This window comes from Oscillospiraceae bacterium (assembly GCA_034925865.1).
GTDB lineage: Bacteria > Bacillota > Clostridia > Oscillospirales > SIG627 > SIG704.
In genome coordinates this window covers 15,223-40,422 of sequence record JAYFRN010000008.1, presented here as the reverse complement: position 1 = coordinate 40,422, position 25,200 = coordinate 15,223, and the positions used below count along the sequence as shown (strand labels likewise).

The following is a 25,200-nucleotide window of genomic DNA, read 5'->3' as shown; positions in this document are numbered from 1 at the left end:
ATAAATTTTGTGACGATTTTTATTGAACATATTCAATCACGATAAGTCCGTTTCCGCCTTTTCCCGATTGTCTTCTGAATGTCATCGTTGTCGAGCCGTCGAAATACCACCGTCCGCCGAGACCGCCGCCGCCGAAACCAGGAGAAATAATTGACGTGCCGGATATGTCCGCGCCATTGCCCGAAAAGCTTTCCGCGCCTCTGTATAATGCCTGTCCGGCATATGAATAACCATTTTCGATTCCGCTGACATAAGAATTGTCTGCGCATATCATGCCGGCTTTTACAAGCATCAGCGCTGAAGAATAAAGGCCCGCGGCTGAAGGCATTGGCGAAGAGGTTAGTCTTGATCCGCCGGGAGCGGTTATAATGTTCTCACCGGAGCCGAATGTCGTCGCACCGCCGGGTGAGTTATGAAGCGTTGTGTTCTTGTAAATCGTGTTAAAATTGCTTACTGACGTCGTGCCGTCAAGCGTGAAAAAGCTGTTTCCGGCTCCTTCACCTCCTTCGCCTATCGAAAGAGGAATTATATCGTCTTTGATGAGATGTAAAATAGCTTCGCAGTATGCTCCGGAAGGGCCTCCGGCGCATTCGTATGTAGCGTTGCTTACAAAATATGAAGTGTTGAGCGTTCCGCCGCCTCCCGCTCCCTGGAGGCGTACTTTGTAATATCCCGTTCTGGGGACGGTAAAGCTCGCGCTACCTGCTGTTTTAAATATTAAATAAGCGTTTGATACCGCTATAGCCGAGTTTATTTTGTCCGCGAGAGCGGCAGCGAGCATTGATTCGCTTAAAGAACCGTCGGGGATCGCACCGACAATTAATCCTTGCGTTATTTCGTCGATTTTTATATTCAGTGACGCGAGTAACGCTTGAATGTTGTTTCCGTCAATACCCTGTACGCTCGCGCCTATTTTCCCGGCGCCGGTTGCGGCTTCCAGTTCGCAGATTAGGGTTATTAGTTCGTTTGCGTTCGCGTTGTGGAGGTCGTCAAGCAACGCTTTCAGTGTCGACGCGCTGCCTGATATGACATCCGGCATGCTTCGGAATGTTGAAAGGTTGTTTTGCGGTCTTGAAAATGCCATAGTTTAATCTCCTTTTAATTTTTGATATAAAAGAGAGCAGCTATTCCGCCGCCCTCTTTTTCAGATATTCATTTCGCCATGTTTCAAAGGTTTGCCAGTCATATCCGAGATTTAATCGAATCATTTCTTTCATGAGGTTTACTAACTGCTTTTGTTCGCTTTCGCCCTCTGTTTTTATATAATTCTCGAAAATCTTGAGATATAACGGTCTCAGCTGTTCCGTAAGCTGTGAACGTATGGCGGCTTTTGTCCGTCCTTTTGATACAAGCTCTTCTATTACCGTTTTTTGAGCGGAATACATTTTGCTTGATTCATTTGAATCTCCCGCCTCCGCTCCGAAAGTAACAAGCTGAGCAAGATCATTATAGCTGTATGCCGGAACATATGTTGCGTTAAAATATTTCGTCACCGCGCTTTTCGCGACGTCCTCCGGGATTCCGTCCTTTACAAGCAGCTGAATATTTTTATCATATGTGATATCGTCGTCGGTGCGTTTTGCTTCCGCTGCTTCCTTTATACGCGCATCGTCCGAAAACGCGAGCGCCGTTTTTATGCTTGACACATATTCCGCTTCTTTGTCTTTTTTTATAGCTTCGGAAAGTCCTTTTTGATACGCCGTTTCTTCTCCGGAAAGGATATCCTCCGCCGTATCAATGTACTTGCGTTTTATTAAAAACGTATTTCCGAAGTTTTTACCGCTGAATGCCCGGTATGTCGCGTCCATATCACGCATAATTGTTGATATCGGATACCCGGATACGGCGCTGATCCCTTTTGATATTTTCAGAGTGACGTCATAATCGCTTGCTTTTGTGTCTCCCGCCGCTAAAGAAATCGCAGCTTCTCCTGCCTCTACCAATGCCTGAGCGCCTGCCATATCCATACGGTCTACGGTATACCCTTCGAGCATAGACATAACGTCGCGGAAGCGCGGCAGCCATGAAAGCGGGTTCAGATCTCCCGACCATCCAAAAAGGTTCTGTTCCATTTTGTTTTCAAACTTAGCTCCGAAATCCTTTTCGTCATCGTCGTCTCGTAAAGCACCAACAAGGCTTTTCATGGCGTTTGCCGCGAGAATTGCGATATAGCTTGCCGTTATTGCCTTGACAAGCTTTTTTGCGTTCGCCTTGCTGCTTTTATTCGCGAATGTGTCCATTGCTTCATATATGACGTTATATGTCGTCGTAGGTTCGCTCATAAATGAAGTGGTTATTTTATTAAAGGTTTCATTGCTGCGCATTAACTGACTGCGGTGGAAAACGGTATCAATGACCTGCGTTTTGTCAATAACCTCATCGAATAAGCCTTTCACCTTCGAATTAAATTCTTCCGAGTTATATTTCAATTCCGGATGTTTTCGCTTTACATTTTCCTCGCACGCGTTCCATAAATAGCCCCACGTTATTTCATCAGCACGCGCCGCCGGCTGCATCAACGTATCTTTTATTTTTTCGGATAAGTTTTGCTGACCGGTTATGATCTTTTTTATGCTTTGCCCTATTCCGGTTTCGTAATATCCATAGCTTTTCCAAAGCGCGAGAGAGCTGTATTCCTTTGCCTTGCGTATCGCCGGAGCGAGCCGCGCCACGCCTTTTATGAGGTCCTGCGCGTCGAGTATCGCTCCGGCGCGGAAATATGCCGTCGGCTGCTGAACGATAACGGATATATTCGCTCCTATCATGGCGGCTTTGTATTTTCCGAGAGAGCTGTCAATGAACGAAGGATCATTCGTCTGCTTGCCGTTCAGATCGACTATGAACCTCGTGTAATAATTGACAAAATCTTTTCCGAAGGTTTCTGTCATTGCGCTTCTTAGCGTTCCCGCGCCTTTTTCGGGGACATTCCCGCGCAACTCATAGTCTTTTTTAAAATTATAATTTATCCACCGGTTGCTGTCCTCGACCGCCGCGGCATATGCGTTATATGCGGCGACGTCCGCGACATGTGTTGAGAATACAGAGAAGACATCGCCGAGCATAATAGGATTACTCGCGTCCGGGACAAGCTCCTTTGAAAAGCCTGGGTGTTTTGCGGAAAGCTTCGCTTTATCGTCGAGTTTATTCGCTTCGTTTATAGCGATATATTCTTTTAACGTGCGTATGGTCCAGTAATTGGCGTCCTTGTACTTCTCATATCCGAAGAGCTGCATGCTTGTTTCGTTTCCCCAGCCGCCGACGACCTTCGCCGCGTACTGCTGAAGCTTTTCCGCGAGCTTTTTCTCCTTTGCGCTCAGAGTGTCGGTTATTTTATTTATGTCGCCCTCTGTCAATATTGACGCTTTCTGACTTTCAATTTTACGGCGGACAAAATCGTTTATTATGCCTCCGCCCTCTGTTTCTACTTTTACGCCGCCCTCGAGGATATGCTGTAGCGCCTGTTTCCGTCTTGAAAGAAGATACAAATCCATAATCTGAGACTTGTTTAAGGTTATTTCGCCGCCACCCTCGAGCTTATATGTACTTTTCAACGCCTTTGTACCGGTGATCTGATCAAGGTCGCTTTGCTTTATGTCAATCTCTTTGAACAGGTCACTGACAAATTGCTGTGAATCCCTGATATGATATGTCTTGCGTTCAAAGCCATCAAGCAGAGAATTATATATTGATTCCCCGACTTTCCCTGTCGATCTGAACCATGTGCCGGCTTTTATCATGCCGGTACTCATAAAGCTTGCCATTTTGCCCGCGGATAGAATTGCGGGGCGGTTTTTCTTTGCTTCTATTTCTTCATAGCTTGCGCGTCCCAGGTCGTTCGCGTGTGCGTATCTTTTATTCGCGAAAAGCTTGTTCGCGCTTGTGACTGTGCTGTATAAGCTGCTGATTATTTCATCGAGCAGCTCTATCTGCTCAACCGGCATTTTGTTGAAGGAATTTTCTTCGAACTGGTTGAATTGTGATATCTTGTTCAAAATGTCATAGTCGAATGTATAGGTTATGCCGTTTTCGGAATTACTTCTTTCTGATGAAAGATATTCGGTAACGACATTCGCAAGCCCTTGTTTTATCCCATACGCCGCGTTCGATTTCCCTAAATCAAACATATTCAATAGCTCAGCGAGCGGCTTCTGCATCGGCTGCGGGACATACTTCTGACCGGCTTCCTTTGGATCAGAAAGCCATTTTGTTAAATTCGAAGTTCTCGAAAGTATCTTTTCCCGCGCTTTTGTCATGCGCTCCTGTTTATCCTTGCTTTTGATATATTCGGTCAGGCTTTTATTTGCGGCGCGTTCCTCTTTTGTTTGGAGCCATGAAATAATAAGCTTGTATTGCTTTTCCGCTTCGGCAGCGTCGGCGACTTTCTGACGGAGTATGCTTTCGCGTGCTCTCGATTTCGACAAGGTTTTTTCGGATTCCAATAATTTCTGATATTCTCTGACCTGATAATCAGCGGATACCTTGTTTTTGACGGCTGTTTTCAATGTGTTCACATCGTCGGCGGTCATTTCGCCGGCTTTTAGTTTGTTCAAAGCGTCCGCCATTACGTTTTTATATCGAATCGTTTCGACTGCTTGCGAAAATTCCGGGCTTACTTTTTTATCTGCGTATTCTTTGTTTACCTTGTTTACCGCCGATTCTTCGGCGGCTTTCATTGCCTGGTTGTATTTTCGATACCATTCGGCATTTCGTACCTGGGTATTTGCTTTCGTGCCGACCGCGGAAATAGAAGATTTTTCATCCGTTTTCACAGACGTATCATTTTCTGAATTTTCGCGTATACTAGTCTTGACTTCCGGTGTATTTTGTGGTATATTGGGGTCAACAACAGAAGCTGTGTTCACTCCATTGTAAGAGTTATTGCCCTCGGGTAATATACTCGGAGCTGGCACAGCTTCTGCTTTTTTATTCATTTGTATTGTGTATATGTATTTTTGCTTGGCATATTCATATTTAATATTTGCAATAACATCAAATAATTCGCCATCCACTTGCACTGTTTTAACATAATAATCCCAATGATCCGTATCTGCATGCTTATCTTTATCCCTAGAAGAATTATTATATTTTGAATTTTCCAAAAGCAAGAAAATATCTCCCGATGCGCCAAGATTTGTTCTTGCATTATTGCCTTTACTATCAGAGTTTTGATCCCCATATACCATTTTCCCATAATCAGGTGAAAACAAAGCATATTCATAATGTCCGTTTCGATAGAATTTAGCCGTTCGTATGCAATATTCTTCCTCAAGTCTTTCTATAAACAACTTTTTCCTATCTTTGTATCTCATTTTTTTTACTTCAGGATTTGTTTCATATACTTCGATTCCGTCTTTATTAACTCCGTTGAATGAAAACTTTGTCTCCCCGTTCTCCGCCTCCGCCGTAAGTTCTTTTGCGGCGGGGGAATATGAACTATTTGCGTCTGATGACGTGTCATTTTCATTCACTGACGTATCATTTTCTGAATTTTCGCGTATACTATTATTGACTTTCGGTGTATCTTGTGATATATTGGGGTCAGAAACAGAATTACTCACGGTTGTCTCGCCATTTTTAATGACAGCACCGTCAATGATGTGTAATTCTGTTTCTATCTTTATCATTTCGTGTAGATAAAATTTACTATTCATTTTTTGATGAGGATATGCTTTTACAATAACTCCTACAATAGAATCAACATTATTTATTTTACCTTTTCCTGCAATTACATATGTATCATATGATCTATTTTTCCAGTTATCTTGATAATCAATGATGTTACCATTTTCAATAACATTTTTTATAGCTCCAACGGCTAACATTTTATCTTTCCCGAAACCATGAAATATAGTCGTCTTAGCGCCAGCATGCTTAAGTTCAACTACTCCAAGACGTGGATTAAATGCTCTGTTTCCTATCTCATCAAAATAATTTGATATAGATTCCGTTTGGGTCTTCGCCTCTTTTAACACAGTTTTGCTTATATCGAAAATGTAATTTGAGTTAATAAATTCATTTTGTTTTTTCCGTAACAATGCAATCATATCATTATTATCGCCCAAAGATATATCGAATGAAATAATACTGGTACCATTTTGCGGCTCTGTTTTGTTCTCCGTCCTATTCTGGTCGACCTCCGCAAGAGCTTTCGCGTAAAGCAGCTTCGCTTTTATAAGCATGGCCTTTTCTTTATTGCCCGTTGCTTCGGATATAATCCCGGAGAGCCATGAATATATACGCTGTCCTACGCTTTTGCTTTGCCCGACAACTTCATTTATGGCGGTTTCGTCCGTCAAAAGGTGTTCGGCGACATAATCGGCGACTATTTCGGACTTTGCTCCGGTTTCATCAATAGTCACGCCTCTTTTGGCATAAATACCTATGGTATCGGAAACGAGCTTGTCAAAGCTCGTTTTTCCTTTTTCAGTCAAAAGTTTTTTGATTATAAAATCGCTGAACTTTACATAGCTCCCGGAAGCTTCAAGGGTATGAGTGAGTTCGTGAGATACAATTTTTTCAAGAACTCTGCCGCTTTTTGCGTTGATATATATTTTCCCGTTGGAAAGATAACCGTTTTTAATTACGCCATTGTTTGCGTCTTCTGAATAGAATATAATTTCGCGCCCGAGCCTTTCGCCGATACGGACAGCTGCGTCTGCGGTTTCGCTGTCCACATTTTCGACACTTGCCGTATATAGCGTTTGTGATCTGCGTTTATCTGTTACAGTTTCGGTTTCCGATACCTTGTTTGCGGATGGTGCTTCTCTGAACGCGGGGTTATTGTTCTGCCCCTCTAAAACCGCGTTATTTTGCGATTTAAGCGCGTTTTCTGCGGATAATACGTTTTCCTTGCTTTCCGTGCTTTCGTTAAAGCCCGGCGCGGCTTGCGGGTTAAGCTCTGTTCCCGCCGTGTTATCTGCGGATAATTCTGTAAGCTTGCCTTTTTCCTTTAATACTTTTTCAGCCTGTTTTTTGGATTCGTCATATATCTTTTTTTCTTCCGATGTAAGGTTATTTACTTCCGTAAGAATTTTTTCGTTACGGACATCGGAGGCTATGCTGTGAGCGGAGAGAATGCCGGCGCTTGTCGCTCCGAGGAGGAAAGCATACCACGCCTGTGGTGTGGAAAGCTTAATTTCGTTTTTTTCGTTGAGTATAATGTTTCTGACAAGCGGATCGATTAATTCCTGAAGACCTTCTTCTGTTCCTTCACTGAGCATATTGAAGCCCATACGGACAAAGAATTTCGCGGTCGCGCTTGTTATGTTTTTTGTCGCAAGTTCGGCGGCTTTGCCGCTTGCGATACTGCCATAACCGGGCAGACCGCCGAGAGCTTTTTGAAGTCCGACCTCAAGCGCAGTGTTTACAATGGCGTATTCTGCCGCCTGTCCATGCGTGGCGCCCTGTTCAAGTGTTGCGTTATACACATTTCCGTATATCTGAGAAGCGAACGCTGCCGATTGTGCCGCCTCTGATATTGCGGATCCCGCGCCGGCGGTCGCAAGACCGACCGCTATAGGTATAACCTGATTCGCTATGGTTTCGCTCGCGTCGTATATAAATCTACCGACTTTACTATCAATGCTTTCTCTTATTGCCGGTGAAGCTTTTACCGCCGCTGAAGATGATTTTGTATCGATATAGGGTATATCTCTTAGATTTGGATTTGCGGCTTTCTGTGCTGAAAGCATTGTGTCCGCGAGCGCAGCGGGAGTGTTTCTTATTCCCTCTATTGAATTCAAAAATCCTGAAGGCACAGACGAAAGAAAAATCTTCTCGGCCGTGTTCATTCCGCTTCCGGCTTCCGCGATATCGGCTGCGGAGCGTTCCCGAAGTTCGGGGAGCTTACGCCGGGCCCAGTCAGTGGCGGCATATACACCGTAATCGTTGTATACTTTGTTATATTCCTCCGCTTCGCTGTCCGTCATATATTTGTAAAGGTTATTTTCAGAGCTGATATAATGCAGTTTGTTATCGCTTCCGCGCTGGAACCTCGGGAGGCTTGAATCGGAATCGCTTACGGAGTCAAGATATTTTGAAACGCTGTTATTTCCGGATGAAGCGGACTTATCTACGTTGTTTTTTGTTCTTACTGCATTGACAGCATTGTATATAAGATCGCTTTCGCCTTTATTGACTGTACTTTTATTTTTTTGTCTGGAAGCTTCCTTTTCAGCGATTTTATAATCTGCAATTTCTGAATATAGTTGCTCCGGCGTTTTTATATGATATATATTATTTCTTTTGTTAAGCAGTTCTTCAATTCTGCTTTTTGACATATCAATATTTGCAAAATCTGCATAAATTTGCTCTGGAGTTTTTTTAAGTGCATCATTGTAAATTTGATTTTGCGCTTTTTGAGCAAACGTGTTTTTTCTTTTTTTGAGCAGTTCTGACAATTCATTATTTGTCATATTATCCCTCTTGTTTCATCAAATAAAGAACACCGTTAATTTCCTTCGGTATCATTTTTCCTGAGTTTACGGCTTTTATTATGTCTTCATCACTCATATCTACAAAATCGGCGTTTGTCCATGTCCCGAATTCATCTTTTATATATTGCGGAGGTTGGTTTGTTCCGCTTGTCTCTGATACATTGCCCGAAGATTGTGGAGATACATTAGCCGTTGAAGATGGAGTATAATTTCTGTTGTTTCCTTGATACATGATTGATTTTGACAAAGGATTTTCTTGTTTCTCTGTATTTTTGTTTAACACATTTGGAATTGTTATTTTATTGTTTTTTTTCCGTTTATCAAGTTCATCAATTACATCGTTATAGAATATCAATTCGTCGTCCGTTAACTTATCCTGATCAGAATTCTTAAAATCGTTATACAATTTCAAAAGATAATTATAAGGCATGTCTTTAGTAGAAGGATATTCTTCATATTTTTTCGCCACAAGCGTGCCGTCTTTTGCTTCGGTTATGCCCGCTTGAATTTTTGCCGCCTCATATTCATTTTGAGTAACAAGACCTTTCGAGAGAGCTTCCTTAAATTTCTGCTCGAATACCTTAAATTTCTGCTCGAATACCTTTGCGTCGGTTTTCCCTAAATAGTCTTTTGACGCTTCAATAAGAGATTTCGTGTAATCTCCTAATTCCGAAAAGCTGCTATTCGCTTCCTGTTGTGCGAGCGTCTTCTGATAATTTGATATGCTTCCGGAAGGAGAGCCGAGAAGCTTTTCGAGTTCGGAATAATCGCCGGTATATTTTGCGATATTGATTGCTTTGTCATATGCCGCGGCTTCCGCGTCGGTCTTTGCCTGTGCCGCGGCTTCGGCGGCTTTCTGCTCAAGCTGCTCCTGATATATATTGCGTTCATATGACGTCTCATCCGCATAGCGCGTGTCCGAGACATTGTCACGGGTTTTATTGTAATCGAATACAGATTGCTGATATTGTCGGTCAAGCTCGTTCTGCTGCTTTTGATATGCGAGCTGATCGGCGTACCGATTGTCGGTTATGGTATCACGCGCCGCGTTGTAATCAAAGTTCTTGTCATACTGTTTGTCGCCTATGATATCGCGGGCGGCGTTATAATCAAAGCTCTGCTTATACTGCTGATCTGATACGCTGTCACGTTGTTTCTGATAGTCGAACTGTGCCTGATAGTTATTCTGCGCGATAATTTTGTCCGCGAAGTCAATCGCGTACTGCAATTCTTTATTACCGTAATTTTGATTTATGGTGTTCTTTGCGTTCTGCCGTTCGGCGCCGATCTGCGAGAGCTGATTCCCGTATGCGACGGAAGGCTTGATAGCTGTCGATTCCGCCATGCCGCCCGTCTGCCCGGTGCGTGCAAGCGTCGCCGGCATGTTTGCCTCTGTCTGACGTTTATTGATATACGCCTGCCGCTCGAGCGTGTTATAGCCGTTGTCGGCGGATTCGAGCTCTGTCTTTTTCATGGCGGCAAGCTTTTGATTCGTCTCTTCCTGGAGCGACTTATACGGGTTTTCAAGCGTATATGCTGCTGTCGGTGTATATGCTGCTGCCGGCTGTGAATAAGGGATATACCCTGATCCGTCGTCGTTGGTTGTGTATCCGGCTGCTTTACGTATATTCTCCGCGCTGTTTCTTGCCGCCGCCATTCCGGCGTTATCTCCGGACGCGTCCGCCTGCGCCCATTGCTGTTTATATTTGAGCAGTTCCGCGTATGCGTTCGGGTTCTGATCCTTTAAAAGATCATCGTTATAAAGGCTGAGAGCCTTGTACGCGTTTGTGGTTGCGCTTGCCATATGTTTATATTGTCCTCCTGTATTTTTATTTGTGATAGCCTTTTTCGTATGTCTCGAACGCAAAGGAATATAGCCCGAACGGCTCATTTATTGTCGAGCCGTAAAGCTTAAAGCTTATTTTGTCGAAATTGTTCTGCGAATATGGGAATGATACCTTTTTCGGCGTTGCGTCGGTTGAAAAGGAAAGGTTCGCGAGGTTTATGTCGTTGAAGTCCCAATAGCCGAACGCGGCGCTTTCGCGCGTTACGGTGCTCCATTGACCTTCCAACTGTACCGAAAGGGAAAGCGTCGTCCTGACGCTTGCTTTCGCGCGTATCGCGATATGCCTCAGACACTTTGACATATAAAAAACGTCCCCGACAAATTCCGGGAACGTCCACGACCACGAATAAGTCACTCCGTCGTCGTTATAGCTAGTGCTTTCATTTTCATTTGTATAAAACCGCATTATTTTTCCGTCGGCTGTCCCGAAATACAGATGATCGCCATCGGGGAAGAATGCCGTCGCCGGTACGTGATTCCAAAAGAAAGCGTTATACTGATATATATTGTTCAATACATTGTTTTCGCCGACCGGGTTCAGGCGGTCGAGAACATAGACATTGCCGTTGACCGCTATAAAGTAATAATATTTCCATACGCACGACGCCGCGTATTGTATGTTCGGTTCTGCGAGCAGCTTGCGCGTAACGCGTTCGCCTCGTAAAGTTTCGACCTGGAGGCCGGATATATCGCGGTATGCTATGGCGTTGATTCCGAGTGTTGAAAGGATAACCGGCTCGCCGAATTGCTGAGCGGTATATTTTGCTATACACCCCGCGCCGTGAATGACTTTATCGACGGAGATCTGCGTAATTATGATGTTTTGTATTGCTGTGGCGTCTTCGTACACGCTGAGTATATAGTTGTCGCCGCTCCGGTCGTCCTTATGAGCTACAAGCTGATTTGACAGGGAATTGAGCGCCATTATCGCGCTGTCGTCCTGCCCGAGCACGGCATACTGAAGATCGCCCCAATATGTGATATCGTTTATCGCCGACCAATACAGATGATTTTTATACGACGGGTTTCCGGACAAAAACCACTGATTATCATATCCATTTACACCAAAGCCGCGGGAAACGGAGCAATGTGTTATTTTCCACCGTTCAGTTGTGCGGTTTTTACGGATCGTAATCAATACATTGTCTTCCTGGGCTACGACCGGAGCGCCGGGCGCGGTTGTGAATGTGACTGTTCCGGTGGCCGCGTTGAGTGTATAACCACTTGACATTGTCGTCCATACGACATTTCCGTTGACATCAAGGCTTGCGGTTTTGATTACGCAGTAATCCATTAATCCGGTCGTTACAAGGTGGTATACTGTGCTTGTGCCGTCGCCGATAAAGCCCTGTGTGAAATAATCGGATATGAGATTAAACTGTTCGAACTGTGTTCCGCCGCCCTTCGGAGGCGTGTTTATAGTGACTGTCGGTATCTTGCCGACGACTGCGGAAAGCGTCGTGCCGTTGAACTGCCACAGCTCCGTACCGTCGAGAATATACAGCTTGCCGCCGGATTGCCGCCATTGTGTTGCGGACTGAGCAAGACCGCTTGCGGCGAGCGTTACGGGCGTTCCCGCGCCCTCTACGCATTTATATAGATTTGTACCGGCATGGACATATATATACCCGTTATACCGTGTCATGCCCCACACTTTACCCGAGACGGTGAAAACCTTTTCATATCCCATCCGGCGACGGACTTTGCCGTATTCGTCGCGGATCATATTCACCGCGTCCGGAGAGAAGACCTTTTCGAGATTCGCGCTCGCTCGGCCGAAGTCGACGGAAAGGAAGGTATCGTATACATACTGTTTACGGTTTACATTTCCGCCAAACTTCTTGATTGTAATCATATTCTTAACCGTCCCTTCGGAATAACGACGGAAAGCCGCGGGCTGTTTTTGTTTCTTTCCGCGATCAGCTCCGCGCGGCGCTGCTCAAATTCGTTTACGAGGCTGAGGCCGTAATCGCTGTTATTGCCGTAATCGTACATAATGCGGAGTCTGCCCTCAATGTACATTGGAATTATAGCGTATATTTCGGGATCTATAGTAAGCGCGGTGCCGTCCGCTATATTGTCGGCAAGGCGTGTTGTATATGCGTTGTAATATATTTTAATGGTGCCCGAGACGTCGCCGGGAATGATAATGATCTTATCCGCCTCTGTGCGGTAATCGTTATATGGTTCATTGTCGAGCGTTATGCCGTCCTTCGAAAAGCTATAAAAATCACTTACGAGAGCGCGCATATCGTATCTTATATCGTTTTCGCTTAAAATTTTAACTGCGTCGTATGATTTTACGATATATATTGCCGTGGCCGCGCACATTGCGAGCCCCTCCGACGCAAGCATGGGGATCGCCTTATTATAGTTTTCGATAACGCTTGTTGAGTTTATGCCGGACGCGGTTACGTTCGCGCCCTCTCCCATTCTCAGGAGTACGTTTCTTTTTAATTCGTAATATGTCATTTTTCTTGATCCCCTTCTAAAATAAATTCTGATAGCCGGAAAGCGCGGGAAGCAAATGCCTCCCGCGCCTTGCCTTTTATTTCATGAGTATTGCCGAGAATTTCACGTCTGTACTCGACGGGATTATAAGGATCTTGCCCTTATTTGTCCCGCTCACGTTTTTGAACGCACCGCTTTCGAGCTGAATAACCTTTTTCGCGCTTGCCGCGAGAGATACCGTAAGATCATTTGCCGCCTGGATTCCGTTGCCCTTTTTAATGATTGCGGATTCCGCGTTGACTGAATCGGTGTTTTCGATGTAGATAAGCAACTTGTCGTCTCTTCCGGTGGCGTCTATTGTCACGCCGTCGGCGGCGACGGATGCCGCGACCGCTGCGGGAAAATCTGCGGTGGTGTTGAATGCTGTTAATGCAGCGTTTGTGATTGCCTGTATTGCCATGTGTTTATCCTTTCTGTTTCGTTATGTATTCATCAAGCGGTATACTTGACGTTCATAACGATCATTTCTTTCGGGCGGATGATTTTTGCTTTGTAAAGTACAAAGCCTTTTACGGCGTCTGCGAAACCTTTCTCCGGGCGGTAAGGCTCAACATGCGTCATAGGATTTACGAATGCGATAGCACGCTTAGTCCTGACCATGATTTTATCTACCGCGCCGGCGGAAGCTGTCGCGACGTTGTTGCTCATTTTGACGGTTATACCGCCGTACATGCCGACTTTACCGTTTTTGATTATGCCGCTGTTGTTTGTATCGAGCGACGCATACGCCCTTTTCATAAGCATATAAAAACGGGGAGTGACCGTCATAATGATATCAGCTGAGGGCGATACGTTATTTTCATACAGCTTTTGAAGCGCTGTATCGACTTTTTCAAGGATAATATCTGCTGTTGCCTGGTATGCGCTTGCGGCGTCGAGGATCGCGCTCGCATCGTTTGCCAAAGACGCGATATGCGCGTCCATTTTATCCGCAAGCTTTTCGCTTGTTTCGGCGTGGAGTGCTTCGAGTATATTTCCTTTTGCCTGTGCCTTGTCGATATCACCGACCTTATAATTGAAATGGCTGATATGATCGACAATAAGCGTCGCGCTTGTGTCCTCAATTTTTTCCGGATCGCCGAGAGTTATATCTTTATCCTCTGTGTCCGTTATAGTTGGGGAACCAACGCCGAGTATACGGACCTGATCTCCGAACTCTTTGACATCGCCTTCGTATTTTCTGTTGCAGTCCTCTGCAAATACGAACTTTTTTTCAAGTTCGCGGTTTATCCCCTCTGCCCATACGGTGGGGATGAAGTTATTATATGCCATTGATTACTCTCCTTTTCTTTCTTCCCTCCGGGGATTATCTCCGGAGGCTTACCATTTTTTCTGAGAAGCTATGATTTTGTCATAGTTCTTGTGAACTTCTGACGAGGTCATTTTCTGAACTTCTTCTCGTGTGAAGAAGTCTTTTTCCTGCGTGCCGGAGGAACGCACGTCGCCGGTCGATTTCGGAACGGGCTTTTTATTAGCTTCATTCATGATTTTCAATGCGCCGTACACCTTGACGGGGTCAAGGTTTTTCCCCGCGGCCATCATGGAAACAAAATCCTCGCCGAGTTCGTTGATGTTTTCCGCTTTGACTTCCGGATATGCCGCCTTTATCGCGATAAGATCCTTATTCAAAGCGCTGTCTCTGATGAGCTTTTTAAGGTTCTCATTTTCGGATTTCAGGGTTTCCGCTTCCGTCCGCTTTTCGTATGCGGCCTTGATTTCCTCACGCGGCTTCCCGGTGGCAAACGCCTCCGCGTTTATAGCCATTTCGTCCGGGGTTTCGCCGGTGATGTTCATTGTTTTGAGCGCGTTGCGCAGCGTATCAGACGCTTTTTTCGCGGCTGCCGCCTCTCTTTCGGCTGCTTCGCGGTCTCGCCTCTGACGCGCGTATTCCGCGTCGTGCTCATAGTCTCTTTTTGCGCCGGGATTTACGGGATCACCGGTCAGCGTGGATTCATCTGCGGTCTGTGCCGCTGCGGATGATGTGTCCGCGCTTTGGGCATTTGCGACTTGCCCCGCGTTTGCCGGATCAGCGGCCGCCGGCGTGTTTACGCTGTTATTGGTTTCGTCCATGAATCTCCTTTTTTCGCGTGGATCGCGATTGTCATGTTTTCGCTTTCGGCCTGCGTATTTTTAATATTTAAGTATAAAAAAAGCAGCTGCTGTTTTGCAGTTGCCTTTTTATTCGGTTGTGTTGTCCGGGTCCTCTGTTTCCTCGCCGCTGTCTTCCTGCCTGGGCGGAGGCGTTTCCGCTTCCCGCGGCTTTATTTGAGGCTCAATATAATTAAATCCGGAAGTATTTATTTTTGCGGCGGTTTCCGGAGCTGCCGTTCCCGGAGGAGCAGAGGACAATTCGGCTGCGGTTTTGCCGACCGCGGTAAATATCGCGCGTGCGATATCGACGAAGGATTCGCCGCCTATATACACGCACAAGGCGATAACGGCCGTTTTGACAAGCTCGACGGTCATTTCGTCAAGTTGTTCGGAAAATATCGCAGTAAGTATGCTGCCGAGCGCGGCGATAATTCCCGCCCACAGCTTACGCGAAGAAAGTTTCTGTTTCCAGTTGATCATGATTTTGTTTCGTTCTCCTTAAATAAAATTCCGCGCCCGGTTATCGGGTGCGGTTAAAGTATTGCGCTTATAAGATAGCCGATTAATCCTCCGGCGATAGCGGCGATGCAAGTACTGACAAGCCCGTCCCAGCGCTTAATAGGGCGGTCCTCGAGCGCCTTGATTCGGGATTCATGCGATTCGATCATTTTGTTTGTGTGCTTGAGTTCAATTATTAAACCGGCTATCGCTTCACATAGTTTTTCTACACTTTGGATCCTCTCCTTATCCCGCTCGAAACGTTCGTCAAAGTTTTTATGTATCTGATCGCACATATCGCGGGTCATAAATTCGTCTGCCATTGATTATAATGTTTCTCCTTTCATTTTCGGTATAGTTCAAAATATGATTTTATTGACTGTGGGAGCAGCTTCCACATGGAAGCGGAAAACATATTCGCGATTTCGCGCATTCGGTCTGTCGCTCCGGTGAGTTCCGACTCGATTGCCGCTTTCGCGGATTTAAGGGACGCGATTTCCGCGTCTTTGTCAGAGATTTTCTTTTCGTTTGCCGCCTTTTCAGAGGCTTTGGAGCGGTTAAACGCGTATACCCTCTCGATTAAATCGGATTTTTTCATGTCGTGCCTCCTGTGCTGCCGGAAATAAGAGCTTCGACCGCCGCGCGGAGTTCGGCGTTTTCGGCTTTAATCTTTGCAATTTCTTCCTCAAGCGTCGGAACAGGTTCAGGAGCGTTCGACGCGTCTGCTTCTAAGTCTGCTATTTCTTTGGTAGTCATTTCAATGTATTCGCCATTAATATATTTTTTCATGCTCTCACACCTCTTAAAACAATTTTTCCAGAATCAAGGGTAATCGTGGTTTGTGGAGATTTAATCACTATTGTATTTATACATTTGACCTCAGTATATAACAAATGCGGAGGATTATTATAAGATATAGGGTGTATATTATGATTAAGCGATCCATTAAGCAAGGATGTATAATTGACATATGCTCCAACTGCTCCTGTAATATAGTCAACCTCTAAAACTTTCGATGCACTACCAATATAGGCGTGAGCATATAAAGTAAGATTTCCTGTAGCATATCCCATTGAAGACGCCCATCGAGCGGGTGCTACAACAGGATTAGCATCATACCATAATTCAAGATTTACATTACTTGTTGTACTGGCAGTTACCATAAGATACACATAAAGTTCTTTTAATTGCAAAGCTTCTCCATCGTCGAACTGATTAATAGTAATGCTTTGCACGGACTCTGTTATATCTATAATTTTCTCATAATCAAATACCGTTCCACTCCCGCCGGCAAGATTATTGTTTGTCAATCCTTTTATTGTGACTTTTGTTCCCGCCGGGAATACGGTAGTGCCATAACATTCAACTTTAAACGATGTTATATTCGTCCCATCCCACCACGGCATGTCGCTGATTTTGATATAAGTAGTGCTGCCTCCGGCGCGATACATACTTATCCAGGTATCGCCTATTTTTCTAAATGTGAAGCTGGTTTGACACGGAGCGTTTGTTTTTACAAAACCTCCCACAAGCATAGAGTACTTTGATCCGTTTATTGTGAGATATATATAAGCTGTCGAAGCTGCTGCCGCGGGGGCTTCTAAAATAATATCAAATTCGGCAAAGCCTCCGAGATTCGTATATTCGACGCTGTTTGCCGCGTCTGAAAGGGTATCGGAATGAATATAGGCTTCGGAGATCCCGGAAGGAACCTCGAACACAAGACCGCCGTCCGCGCCGACCTTCCAGCACTTTCCGGCATTGGAAGCGCCTTGATTTATATTCGCTTTTGAGGTTATTTCGGATACTCCGGCTAAATCATAATCGAATTCCTCTTCCGTTCCGGTATACCCGCCGGCGACTGCGGCAGCATACGCGCCCGCTCCCGAGCTCTCGCCGCGGTACTGCGACCATGTATAACTATTCGCGGATTTCGGAGGCGTTGATTCCAGGCCGGCATATATCCCGAGATAATATGTTGTGTCGTCGGACGTTGATTTTATATCCGCGTCCTCCGGTGTTCCGGTTGCGGAATACACAAAATGTACATATGTACGCTGTCCGCGCCCGCCTCCGCCGCCGCTGCCGCCGGTTGTCTTCGCGATATCATAGAGCTTTACCGCGTCTTTTTCGGCTTCACCCTCGAAATATACCCATATCGCGCCGTCGCGCTCGAACAGTTTAGGTTTATATATTACCTTTACCGTCTCGCCGGGTTCGCCATCCTTGCCGTCTTTACCCGGAGCGCCGTCTTTCCCGTCGCGTCCCGGCATTCCGTCCTTCCCGTCACGTCCAGGTTTGCCGTCTTCGCCATCTTTGCCCGGTTCGCCATCCTTGCCGTCCTTGCCAGGATCGCCGTTCTTGCCGTCTTTGCCGTCCTTCGGCACATAAAAATCATGGACTTTGTTGCCTTTGAGAAAAATAGAATTGCCCTTGACTGAAAACGCGTCTATCGCTTTCCACAGATCGATAAGCAGCGCATATTTCGCGTTTCCGTTTGCTCCGGAGATTTCGCTTTTTACGGCTTCAATTTCCGTTTTATTCGCTCTTACCCTCTCGGCGAGCGTTTTAATGACCTCGCGGAGACCGTTATCGTTATTCATTGCCTATAAGCTCCTTATAGTCTATTTCACCCTTTCCCTGCGGGGCTTCTATTTCGCGCCTTTTACGTTCGACTTCAACGGCTTTTGATTCCATATCGAGATCCTTCAGCTTTTGCTCGCGGTCAAAATCCTTTGTCTGCATTGCATTTGTCAGAGCAACGAGCTTTTCCTGTGCCGCGGCGCCGCCCTGTGCGGCTGCGGAAGCTTCTTGAAGCTGTGCCTGAAGCTGTTGAATTATCTGCGTCAGCTCCACAATCTTTTGAGCGGCCGCGTCTTGCTGCTGCTTTTCACGGCGGTCGAGGATCTCTTTGAGTTTTGTCTTCGGTACTGCGCTGTCGTCGTCGAGCGCGTCGACGTATTCGTCAATAGTGATTGCCTGAGCGTTGAAAAGCTCCTGAAGCGTTAATTCCGCGGACAATTTGCTGTATGGATTGGACGGAGAGACGTCAATTTTAACGTATATTTTCGCTGCGCGGAGCTCATCCGCGCTCACGATTTCGGAAGATTCCGTACCGTCCTCGCCCTTTGACACGATCTCCATACCGTTGGGATTATACGCGAGCCACATATCAAACCATATGTGAGCGGTATCCTCGATAAACTGCTTATATGCCGCGACCTGGGCATTGACATTGAGCGCTTTCGCCTCCCGCGCCGCATTGATCGCCGCTCCGGAGGCCTGTTCGGGGTTGATGTTTTCGAGATTGTCGCCGGCGCCGGACAGCTCGCGGGTTAATTGTATAAGCTCCTGCCATACGTCTTTTGCATATGGCGATATCTGCGGAGCCTGAAGATACTGTATAAGCTCGGTTATATTTTTACCGCGTGAATCACGCATTGCGATTTTTGCGCCCGGTGTTGAAAGATTTTCTATTGAGGGTTGATCAATAGCCTGCGCATTGTATGCCAGTTTCGGGAATGCGGTTTCCTTGACATTTTGATCAAAGCGGTAATAATTCACATTGACGGAGATCTGCGCGGGAATCAGATACCATATGTCGCCCATGCCACGCGCCTGACCTTTTATCGGGTTCCAGGTATATTTTGCTATCGGATACAGCGTCATACCCTCTATCGGTTCTTCTTGCTGATAGACGACGGTTTTCGTGCTTCGACAAACGTTTACGATTCCGTCTTTTTTCTGAAAGCGGATTATCGTAGTGATTTTTTGCTTGTTGTCGACCTCAATTTCGCCGTTAATTTCGTCTTCCGTTTCGTCGTCGTATGTAATGCGGTCGATTTCCTCCTGCGAAATGCCGTTTCCTTTCGCTTCGGCTATAACATCACGCAGATATCGGCGTTGAATTATGAGGATATACGGCTGCTCCTGGATTAACGGGTTGTTTTCGTCGGCGAGCATGACATTCGTCGTGTCGAGCTGCCGCACCTTGATTTCACGCCCGATATAGTTGTCGCTCTGACCGTTGTCACCCTCTCCGGAGTCAAAGAAATACAGAAAGCTGTCGCCGGCTGTGAACGCGTCCTGGATAACGTCCCATACGACCATATCCATTTTTGTCCGCTCCCACACGCGTATTGCGTGTGCGTTGAGTTTGTCGCATAGTTCGGTATATTGCTGCCGGTGTTCAGAAAAGTCCATTGAGCTGTAATGGATTGTCATGTTGTTCTGCCCGACCATTGCGGTTGAGTTTTTCATGATCGGGCGTAATATGTTAAGTACAGCAGGGTTTTCGTCGCCTGTCGGCACCTCGTACCATTGATCACCGGCAACAAAATGAAAGCATTTATCGGCGCGGTTGTTTAGGTTTATTTGATTAAAGTAATCCTTGCCGTCCTGGTACTGCCGCCATATTTCGGTATAGCTGTCCTCGGCTGCGGCTGTATTCGCGGCTTTGTTTTTACGGTTAAATATGCTCATATTTTGTCACCTCACTTTATTTCCTGCATCGGCTTGCCCTCGGCATATTTATATATATTTTCCTGCGCTATGCGCTTTTTCCGCGCCTCTTCGGTTTCGGTTTCCGGTTTGATTTTCGGCATTGCCGCGGGGAAGCTGACGCTTAATCTGTCAGTTTTATTACGCGCTGCGTCACGGAGCGCTTTGTTATAGCCAATTATAAAGGCGGAAATGATCAAAAATGGCGTCGCTATGCACAGCGCCGCCGAAAGGATCATATATGTCATTGTGTTTGTTTTTTACCTCTCGATAAATTTTAGATAATAACGGTCTTGCCCTTGTCGATCCCGGGCTTTTTGGATTTCTCGAAAACATCGTCGAAAGCGAACACCTTCTTTTCGTGTTTCTTCCGCTTCGCGTAATAGTCCTCTTCCTGCGGGATCCAGTCGAAGCAAGCGTACCGAAGCGCCGCCATTGCGTCGTCTCCGTATGCTATCGGTATATCTGTGTAACGTCCTTGCGGATCCTTTTTCCAGCTCCACGTTGATATCTCGCGCAGCGTTTCCGGGCAGTCCGGGCTTATATAGATCTTCCGGTCTTGCAACCATTCGATGGAATAGGACAGGCTGCTTCCTTCATGGAGCTGCTTATTTACGCCCATTGCGTTATACCCGGCGTCGTACCATTCCTGGATACGATCCGGCTCCGCGCTGTCGCATAAGAGCGGGATTCTTTTATTTAATTTCCCGTCTTCGTTGGCCGCGCGTATCATCCCGCGGTTTGTCGTCATGTATTTATATATTTCGCGGGTTATGTATATGTCGCCGTCTTTTATGCCGACATCCAGGAGCGCGGAGGCGTGATTGAATCCGAAGTCCTGTCCGTACCGTTCATCGTCAAAGGTTATCCCGGTAAGATCCTTGACCTCGTAATTGTTAAAGACAAGGCCGCCGATATTGCCCCATTCACCCATCCCGTATATTTTATATCTTTCCGGATTCCGGACGCGCATAAGCTCCATACGGGCGTATTGTCCTGGATCCGCAAAAGCATTATCGCGGTATGTGGATTTATGGCAATATACATTCGGGTTAATCGCGTCAAAGAAATATCCCTTAATCCAGTGAGACGCGGAGACGGGGTTAAACGTAAACCGCATCTGATAAAACAGATTATCCGGGAGGCGGCCACGGAGACGGTCGTCGAGGGTATCATAATCCTCCTGGGACAGCTCCGTCGCCTCTTCACACCATATGTCGGTTATGTTTCCTTTCAGCGCGGTAATGGATTTCAGCTTTTCACGCTGACTTTCATCTTTACACCCGCCGAATAGTATCATATTGCCGTTTACGCAGCGAATCATAAGCGGGGACACCGTGCATTTAAAATACGCTTGCAGTCCCAGGCGGTTTATTGCCTTTGTGAGCTCACTGTATGTGCTTACGCGGTTTGTGAGATCTGTTTTTCTCACGCATAACAGGTTCCGGCCGGGCTGTGAAAGGATACGGATGATATAAAACTGCGCGGTATCATAGGATTTTCCCGATCCCGCTGATCCGCGCATCATTATATATCGTTGTCTCTCCGTCCACAGCGGTCGGAAGATCTTACTTGATATCAAGTCAGACATGTTTACATTTTATTCCTTTTGTTCTTCTCCTGGCGGCTTTTCATCCTCCTGCATGCTTTCATCCGTTGGCGGATCCATGCTTACGCCCTCCGGCGGTACCGGGTCGACGAAGGTTATCTTTATGTCGCCGGTTCCGGAAGCTTTGCCGCCGGGAGAGTTCCCGGACGTTTTAACGTTCATATCCTCGCCCAATATTTTATACGCCATTTCCCAGGCGTCAATTTTTCCGTCAATCATATCCTGCATTAATCCGGCTGCTGCCGCTATTATCATGGCGTCAACTTCGGGAAACATTTCTTTCAACGCAGCTCCGCGCGGTGACATCGATTGAAACGGAAGATTCATAGCTTCAATGAGCGCCTTTTTTAGACTACTTTTCTTCCGTCGGGCAGCTCCGGAGGCTTTGCCGCCGTTGCTTGACATTTTTCTTGCTTCTTCCTCGGTTCGCTCCGTGACCGGAATTAAATTTTTTATCGGCAATTTATCGCCTCCTTACATCTTATCTCGCGCGAGCAAAAATTATAGCCGCGAATTATCTTCGCAGCTATTGATGCTAATATTATATCACGATTTTCGCGAAAAAGTGTCTCATCTTTAAAAAAAGTGTCTCAATTTTCGCCCTTTTTGCAAAAACGGGTTAGACTTTCCCTGACCTTTGAGCGGGTTTTTGAAAAATATTTGAGTACGCATTTAATCATTCGACGGTTTCGAGGTTGCTATGTAATGTTTCATTGCCCGATCGACAAGGCGGTAAAATGTCGCGCGTGACATATGCAGTATTGACGATGCTCTCACCGCCGTCATGCCGGGAGAGTAATAAATTAAAAGCGCGTTTCTTTCGTCTTCCGGCAACGCTTTCAGCCTGCGTTCGATACCTCGGACACAGGCTATAATTTTTTTGTATTCGGCTATTGCTTCATCGTGCTTCTCGATGTTCGCGATCATGCGATCGTCGTACCTGTTCCCGCCGCCGTGTGCCGGCGCGGTTCCCATGCTCACCGTGCGAGGGTTGTACATGCGCGCTTCAATAGCGGATATGATCATCCGCTTTTTTTCCGCCTTTTGCTTTTGTATAATATATTCCCTTAATCCCTTTTCCGCCTCGGTATATACCGGGGCTTTACTCACGCAGCTCATCCTTTCGCTTTTGATTATTTTGATATTGCTTTATGTATCCCGTGGTTAATGCGTCATAATATTTGGGTCCAAATACGGCGTCTTTTTTGTACATGAAAATTGTGAGGAACGGAAGTCCTGTGTATGTGCTTCCGTCTTCTTCAGCGCGAGCTGTCGGGACGATTTCCGTCACGATCCAGCCTGGGAATAAGTCCTGAGCATATTGCAGATCGTCCGGATGAGCGTCCATGTACTTACTGTCGCGTACTCTGATCTCGCCTGTATGCCGCTTCGGTTCCGGGCGTTTGAGATTCTTCGAGCAGTTCCACCGCCTGTATGTATCGCGTTTTTTGAGCGGATTATTTGATACATAATGCGCGAGGCCGCGCAGTCCGTTTTCGTCAAATTCCAACGGACGCGGATTCGCGTAGCCGTGTTCCTGCCGCTTTTTCCACAGAGCGACAAGAATCAGCGGATCTGATTGCCAGTTGATAGTCAAATGATGATGTATACGGCCGCCGCGCCGCCCTTTTTCCGTGATGTATATGTACTTGATCAGCTTCGGATCCATGATATTGGTTTTTCTGCAAAATTGCCGTATCTCGCGGATATAGTCGCCCATATCCTTTACGCCGAGATCAATGTTTTCCGGTTCTATCACATAATCAAGCTTCAGCTCCCAATCGTCAGACGTAAAATTGGCGTTGAGCAGATCAGAAAGCTTATTCGCCGCGTTCTTTTGGTTGAGTTTTTTCATGGTCTTCGTTGTCGGACCGTTTTTATGTTTCTTTTTACCGCCTTTCCGGCGTGCCGGGAATACATGACACCTTCCGTAATTCCCGGCTTCATACATTACGTCTATGTTCGGCATAATTTTCACTTCCCGCGGCTCCGGCTTGCTGCCGTCTGCCTTGATCTTGTCTTTGCTCCAAAAGCTGAGGAAAAGCCCGGCTCTGCTTCCTTCTGATAAGGTATTGCCCTGTCCGGGCTTTTCCTCAACTTTTGACTTCGTATATACGCGCCACTGGCGCCCTCTCATACATTAAGCTTTTTTATGGGATACGAGGCTATATATTTTTTAATCCGCTAAAGATTTTTACGATATGTTATTACCCAATGCAAGCCCCGAATGCTCCGCCGAAGCGGAGCATTTTTTTAAATTCGGGATTATCCTACATATATATAATATAGAGCATCAAAAATATTTTTTATCGACGTTTTCGAAGTCGGTCACGCGGTGTCCGCAGTATGAGCAGAATTTAACTTTATCGGTTTCGAGATTGCTCTCCGGGTCCTTTGTTTCTTTTCCGCAGCTGCTGCAATACCAAATGCCGTCTTTAACCGCGTAATAGTATTTGCATTCGGAGGCATTGACCGCCGCTTTATTTGTCAGGCTATACGCGCCCGTCAAACCATTGATGATTCTTTCGGTTTCCATTATTGCCTCTTTGCTTTCTCCTTTTAAAATTTGCTTCATGCGCTTGCGCTTGAATGCAGCGATTACAATTTTCAGCTGACTTGCTATTTCCTTCGGGCTTATTGGCGCGTCAATATTTATCTTTAGTTCCTTAAACATACGTTATTATATCTCCTTTATATTTCTTACCGCCATTCCGGCGAGTTCAAGCTTTGTTCTTGTCAGCAGCAGTTCCGCGCGGACCGCTTCGGCGCCGATCCCTGTTTTTTTCGCTATCCATTCAGATATGAAGGGCAGGGCAGGCGGCTCACCATGTCCCAGGAGAAAGCGGAGGATATACGCCCTCAATGCTTCTCGTGCGCTGCATCCCGGACGTTTTCGCGTAGATCTGTATATGTATGCCGCAAGGTTCCGGCTGCAATCCGCCCCCGTTGCGCGGCTTATTCTCAGCGCCTGGTTGTCGAGCCATTTCGCCGCCTTTTGCTCCGCCGCGCATTCCTTACAGCCTTTGCACGGGCATTTCTCACAGTCGCCCGGAGGCCATCCGCAGGCGTCGTAATATGCCTGGTTCGGGCAGTTGTCACACAACATGTGATCGCACATCATACGGCAAGTTCAGCGGCTTCTCCGCGTTTTACACCTGCTTCGAGGTTTATCTGTGCGCGGAGGCCTGTGCCGGTAACATGATTTTGCAATGCTTTGATACTGACGCCGAGAGCTTCGGCTATGTCATTCCACGGCGCGCCGGCAAGGCGCATATTACAAATGAGAGTGTCCTCGTGCTCTGAATATCTTCGCTGCTTTTTTACAGTGGTTTGTATTCCGGCAATACCGGGATCTTGAGATACTGCTTCCGGTTTGTAAAGGCCGCCGCGTTCGAGCGCGGAGAGTATTACGCCTCGCGGGACAGCGTTTAACTGAGCAAGGATATTTATCTGCGCTTTTTGATCAGCGGCGTTTCGGTATGACCGGCATATCTCCGCGTCAGTCATGAGCTTGCTCTTGACCCTTTCACCTTTTGTCATGTTTTTATACGCTCCTTTAAATCTTTTTTGCATGCTTTGATGTAGCATAGCAAGTGTTATATACTTCTTTCTTCCACTCCGGCCAATTTTGAGCGTCGTTGCGAATTCTATGGTATTCCGGTGAGTATTTGTCGCTTGCTTTATCAGGAGGAATATTCTTGATTTTCATA

The 25,200-nt window shown here is 46.3% G+C and carries 23 protein-coding genes; all 23 read right to left on the bottom strand.

All coding sequences use genetic code 11. The features are described from left to right. Positions 1-19: 19 nt before the first annotated feature. Complete coding sequence (locus tag VB118_04825; GenBank protein ID MEA4831926.1) at positions 20-1,084, bottom strand: hypothetical protein; 1,065 nt, start codon at positions 1,082-1,084, stop codon at positions 20-22. Between the two features lie 40 nt (positions 1,085-1,124). After that, positions 1,125-8,414: a hypothetical protein gene (locus tag VB118_04820; protein MEA4831925.1), complete on the bottom strand. Its 7,290-nt coding sequence runs from the start codon at positions 8,412-8,414 to the stop codon at positions 1,125-1,127. 1 nt (position 8,415) lies between these two features. Continuing rightward, positions 8,416-10,239, bottom strand: coding sequence for a hypothetical protein (locus VB118_04815; protein MEA4831924.1), 1,824 nt, complete (start codon positions 10,237-10,239; stop codon positions 8,416-8,418). 25 nt (positions 10,240-10,264) lie between these two features. Next, positions 10,265-12,136, bottom strand: a complete 1,872-nt coding sequence (locus VB118_04810) for a hypothetical protein (GenBank protein MEA4831923.1) — start codon at positions 12,134-12,136, stop codon at positions 10,265-10,267. After that, positions 12,133-12,753, bottom strand: a complete 621-nt coding sequence (locus tag VB118_04805) for a hypothetical protein (protein MEA4831922.1) — start codon at positions 12,751-12,753, stop codon at positions 12,133-12,135. Before VB118_04805 ends, VB118_04810 begins: the two co-directional genes overlap by 4 nt. A gap of 76 nt (positions 12,754-12,829) precedes the next feature. Further along, on the bottom strand, positions 12,830-13,192 hold the full coding sequence (locus VB118_04800; GenBank protein ID MEA4831921.1) for a hypothetical protein: 363 nt from the start codon (positions 13,190-13,192) through the stop codon (positions 12,830-12,832). A 32-nt stretch (positions 13,193-13,224) separates the two neighbouring features. Beyond that, positions 13,225-14,064, bottom strand: coding sequence for a hypothetical protein (locus VB118_04795; protein ID MEA4831920.1), 840 nt, complete (start codon positions 14,062-14,064; stop codon positions 13,225-13,227). Positions 14,065-14,112: 48 nt separating this feature from the next. Next, positions 14,113-14,862 carry a hypothetical protein gene (locus tag VB118_04790; GenBank protein MEA4831919.1) on the bottom strand — a complete coding sequence of 250 codons (750 nt, stop codon included), beginning with the start codon at positions 14,860-14,862 and terminating at the stop codon, positions 14,113-14,115. Positions 14,863-14,970: 108 nt separating this feature from the next. Continuing rightward, entirely contained in the window at positions 14,971-15,363 is a 393-nt protein-coding gene (locus VB118_04785) for a hypothetical protein (GenBank protein MEA4831918.1), read from the bottom strand. A 53-nt stretch (positions 15,364-15,416) separates the two neighbouring features. Continuing rightward, the gene (locus VB118_04780) at positions 15,417-15,704 is read right to left on the bottom strand and encodes a hypothetical protein (GenBank protein MEA4831917.1); all 288 of its coding nucleotides are present in this window, start codon (positions 15,702-15,704) and stop codon (positions 15,417-15,419) included. A gap of 20 nt (positions 15,705-15,724) precedes the next feature. Beyond that, entirely contained in the window at positions 15,725-15,979 is a 255-nt protein-coding gene (locus VB118_04775; protein ID MEA4831916.1) for a hypothetical protein, read from the bottom strand. Continuing rightward, positions 15,976-16,170: a hypothetical protein gene (locus VB118_04770; protein ID MEA4831915.1), complete on the bottom strand. Its 195-nt coding sequence runs from the start codon at positions 16,168-16,170 to the stop codon at positions 15,976-15,978. The genes VB118_04775 and VB118_04770 overlap by 4 nt, the downstream gene beginning before the upstream one ends. Continuing rightward, complete coding sequence (locus VB118_04765) at positions 16,167-17,984, bottom strand: hypothetical protein (protein MEA4831914.1); 1,818 nt, start codon at positions 17,982-17,984, stop codon at positions 16,167-16,169. The genes VB118_04770 and VB118_04765 overlap by 4 nt, the downstream gene beginning before the upstream one ends. Continuing rightward, positions 17,977-19,863, bottom strand: a complete 1,887-nt coding sequence (locus tag VB118_04760) for a hypothetical protein (GenBank protein ID MEA4831913.1) — start codon at positions 19,861-19,863, stop codon at positions 17,977-17,979. The genes VB118_04765 and VB118_04760 overlap by 8 nt, the downstream gene beginning before the upstream one ends. 11 nt (positions 19,864-19,874) lie before the next feature. After that, positions 19,875-20,129 (bottom strand): hypothetical protein, encoded by a 255-nt coding sequence (locus VB118_04755; GenBank protein MEA4831912.1) that lies wholly within the window; start codon positions 20,127-20,129, stop codon positions 19,875-19,877. 29 nt (positions 20,130-20,158) lie between these two features. Next, a complete protein-coding gene (locus tag VB118_04750) occupies positions 20,159-21,409 on the bottom strand; it encodes a PBSX family phage terminase large subunit (GenBank protein ID MEA4831911.1) in 1,251 nt (416 codons plus the stop codon). 72 nt (positions 21,410-21,481) lie between these two features. After that, complete coding sequence (locus VB118_04745) at positions 21,482-21,952, bottom strand: hypothetical protein (GenBank protein MEA4831910.1); 471 nt, start codon at positions 21,950-21,952, stop codon at positions 21,482-21,484. A gap of 210 nt (positions 21,953-22,162) precedes the next feature. Next, on the bottom strand, positions 22,163-22,600 hold the full coding sequence (locus VB118_04740; protein MEA4831909.1) for a hypothetical protein: 438 nt from the start codon (positions 22,598-22,600) through the stop codon (positions 22,163-22,165). Next, positions 22,593-23,627 (bottom strand): hypothetical protein, encoded by a 1,035-nt coding sequence (locus VB118_04735; protein MEA4831908.1) that lies wholly within the window; start codon positions 23,625-23,627, stop codon positions 22,593-22,595. The genes VB118_04740 and VB118_04735 overlap by 8 nt, the downstream gene beginning before the upstream one ends. Positions 23,628-23,783: 156 nt before the next feature. After that, positions 23,784-24,164: a hypothetical protein gene (locus VB118_04730; GenBank protein MEA4831907.1), complete on the bottom strand. Its 381-nt coding sequence runs from the start codon at positions 24,162-24,164 to the stop codon at positions 23,784-23,786. A 6-nt stretch (positions 24,165-24,170) separates the two neighbouring features. Continuing rightward, positions 24,171-24,611 carry a hypothetical protein gene (locus VB118_04725; GenBank protein ID MEA4831906.1) on the bottom strand — a complete coding sequence of 147 codons (441 nt, stop codon included), beginning with the start codon at positions 24,609-24,611 and terminating at the stop codon, positions 24,171-24,173. After that, positions 24,608-25,030, bottom strand: a complete 423-nt coding sequence (locus VB118_04720; protein ID MEA4831905.1) for a hypothetical protein — start codon at positions 25,028-25,030, stop codon at positions 24,608-24,610. Before VB118_04720 ends, VB118_04725 begins: the two co-directional genes overlap by 4 nt. A gap of 16 nt (positions 25,031-25,046) precedes the next feature. Continuing rightward, on the bottom strand, positions 25,047-25,199 hold the full coding sequence (locus VB118_04715; GenBank protein MEA4831904.1) for a hypothetical protein: 153 nt from the start codon (positions 25,197-25,199) through the stop codon (positions 25,047-25,049). Position 25,200 lies beyond the last annotated feature (1 nt).

Bases quoted from the DNA above. Each gene is read 5' to 3' on its own strand.
- VB118_04825 (MEA4831926.1), bottom strand. From the start codon at position 1,084: ATGGCATTTTCAAGACCGCAAAACAACCTTTCAACATTCCGAAGCATG.
- VB118_04820 (MEA4831925.1), bottom strand. From the start codon at position 8,414: ATGACAAATAATGAATTGTCAGAACTGCTCAAAAAAAGAAAAAACACG.
- VB118_04815 (MEA4831924.1), bottom strand. From the start codon at position 10,239: ATGGCAAGCGCAACCACAAACGCGTACAAGGCTCTCAGCCTTTATAAC.
- VB118_04810 (MEA4831923.1), bottom strand. From the start codon at position 12,136: ATGATTACAATCAAGAAGTTTGGCGGAAATGTAAACCGTAAACAGTAT.
- VB118_04805 (MEA4831922.1), bottom strand. From the start codon at position 12,753: ATGACATATTACGAATTAAAAAGAAACGTACTCCTGAGAATGGGAGAG.
- VB118_04800 (MEA4831921.1), bottom strand. From the start codon at position 13,192: ATGGCAATACAGGCAATCACAAACGCTGCATTAACAGCATTCAACACC.
- VB118_04795 (MEA4831920.1), bottom strand. From the start codon at position 14,064: ATGGCATATAATAACTTCATCCCCACCGTATGGGCAGAGGGGATAAAC.
- VB118_04790 (MEA4831919.1), bottom strand. From the start codon at position 14,862: ATGGACGAAACCAATAACAGCGTAAACACGCCGGCGGCCGCTGATCCG.
- VB118_04785 (MEA4831918.1), bottom strand. From the start codon at position 15,363: ATGATCAACTGGAAACAGAAACTTTCTTCGCGTAAGCTGTGGGCGGGA.
- VB118_04780 (MEA4831917.1), bottom strand. From the start codon at position 15,704: ATGGCAGACGAATTTATGACCCGCGATATGTGCGATCAGATACATAAA.
- VB118_04775 (MEA4831916.1), bottom strand. From the start codon at position 15,979: ATGAAAAAATCCGATTTAATCGAGAGGGTATACGCGTTTAACCGCTCC.
- VB118_04770 (MEA4831915.1), bottom strand. From the start codon at position 16,170: ATGAAAAAATATATTAATGGCGAATACATTGAAATGACTACCAAAGAA.
- VB118_04765 (MEA4831914.1), bottom strand. From the start codon at position 17,984: ATGAATAACGATAACGGTCTCCGCGAGGTCATTAAAACGCTCGCCGAG.
- VB118_04760 (MEA4831913.1), bottom strand. From the start codon at position 19,863: ATGAGCATATTTAACCGTAAAAACAAAGCCGCGAATACAGCCGCAGCC.
- VB118_04755 (MEA4831912.1), bottom strand. From the start codon at position 20,129: ATGACATATATGATCCTTTCGGCGGCGCTGTGCATAGCGACGCCATTT.
- VB118_04750 (MEA4831911.1), bottom strand. From the start codon at position 21,409: ATGATGCGCGGATCAGCGGGATCGGGAAAATCCTATGATACCGCGCAG.
- VB118_04735 (MEA4831908.1), bottom strand. From the start codon at position 23,627: ATGAGAGGGCGCCAGTGGCGCGTATATACGAAGTCAAAAGTTGAGGAA.
- VB118_04730 (MEA4831907.1), bottom strand. From the start codon at position 24,164: ATGTTTAAGGAACTAAAGATAAATATTGACGCGCCAATAAGCCCGAAG.
- VB118_04725 (MEA4831906.1), bottom strand. From the start codon at position 24,611: ATGATGTGCGATCACATGTTGTGTGACAACTGCCCGAACCAGGCATAT.
- VB118_04720 (MEA4831905.1), bottom strand. From the start codon at position 25,030: ATGACAAAAGGTGAAAGGGTCAAGAGCAAGCTCATGACTGACGCGGAG.
- VB118_04715 (MEA4831904.1), bottom strand. From the start codon at position 25,199: ATGAAAATCAAGAATATTCCTCCTGATAAAGCAAGCGACAAATACTCA.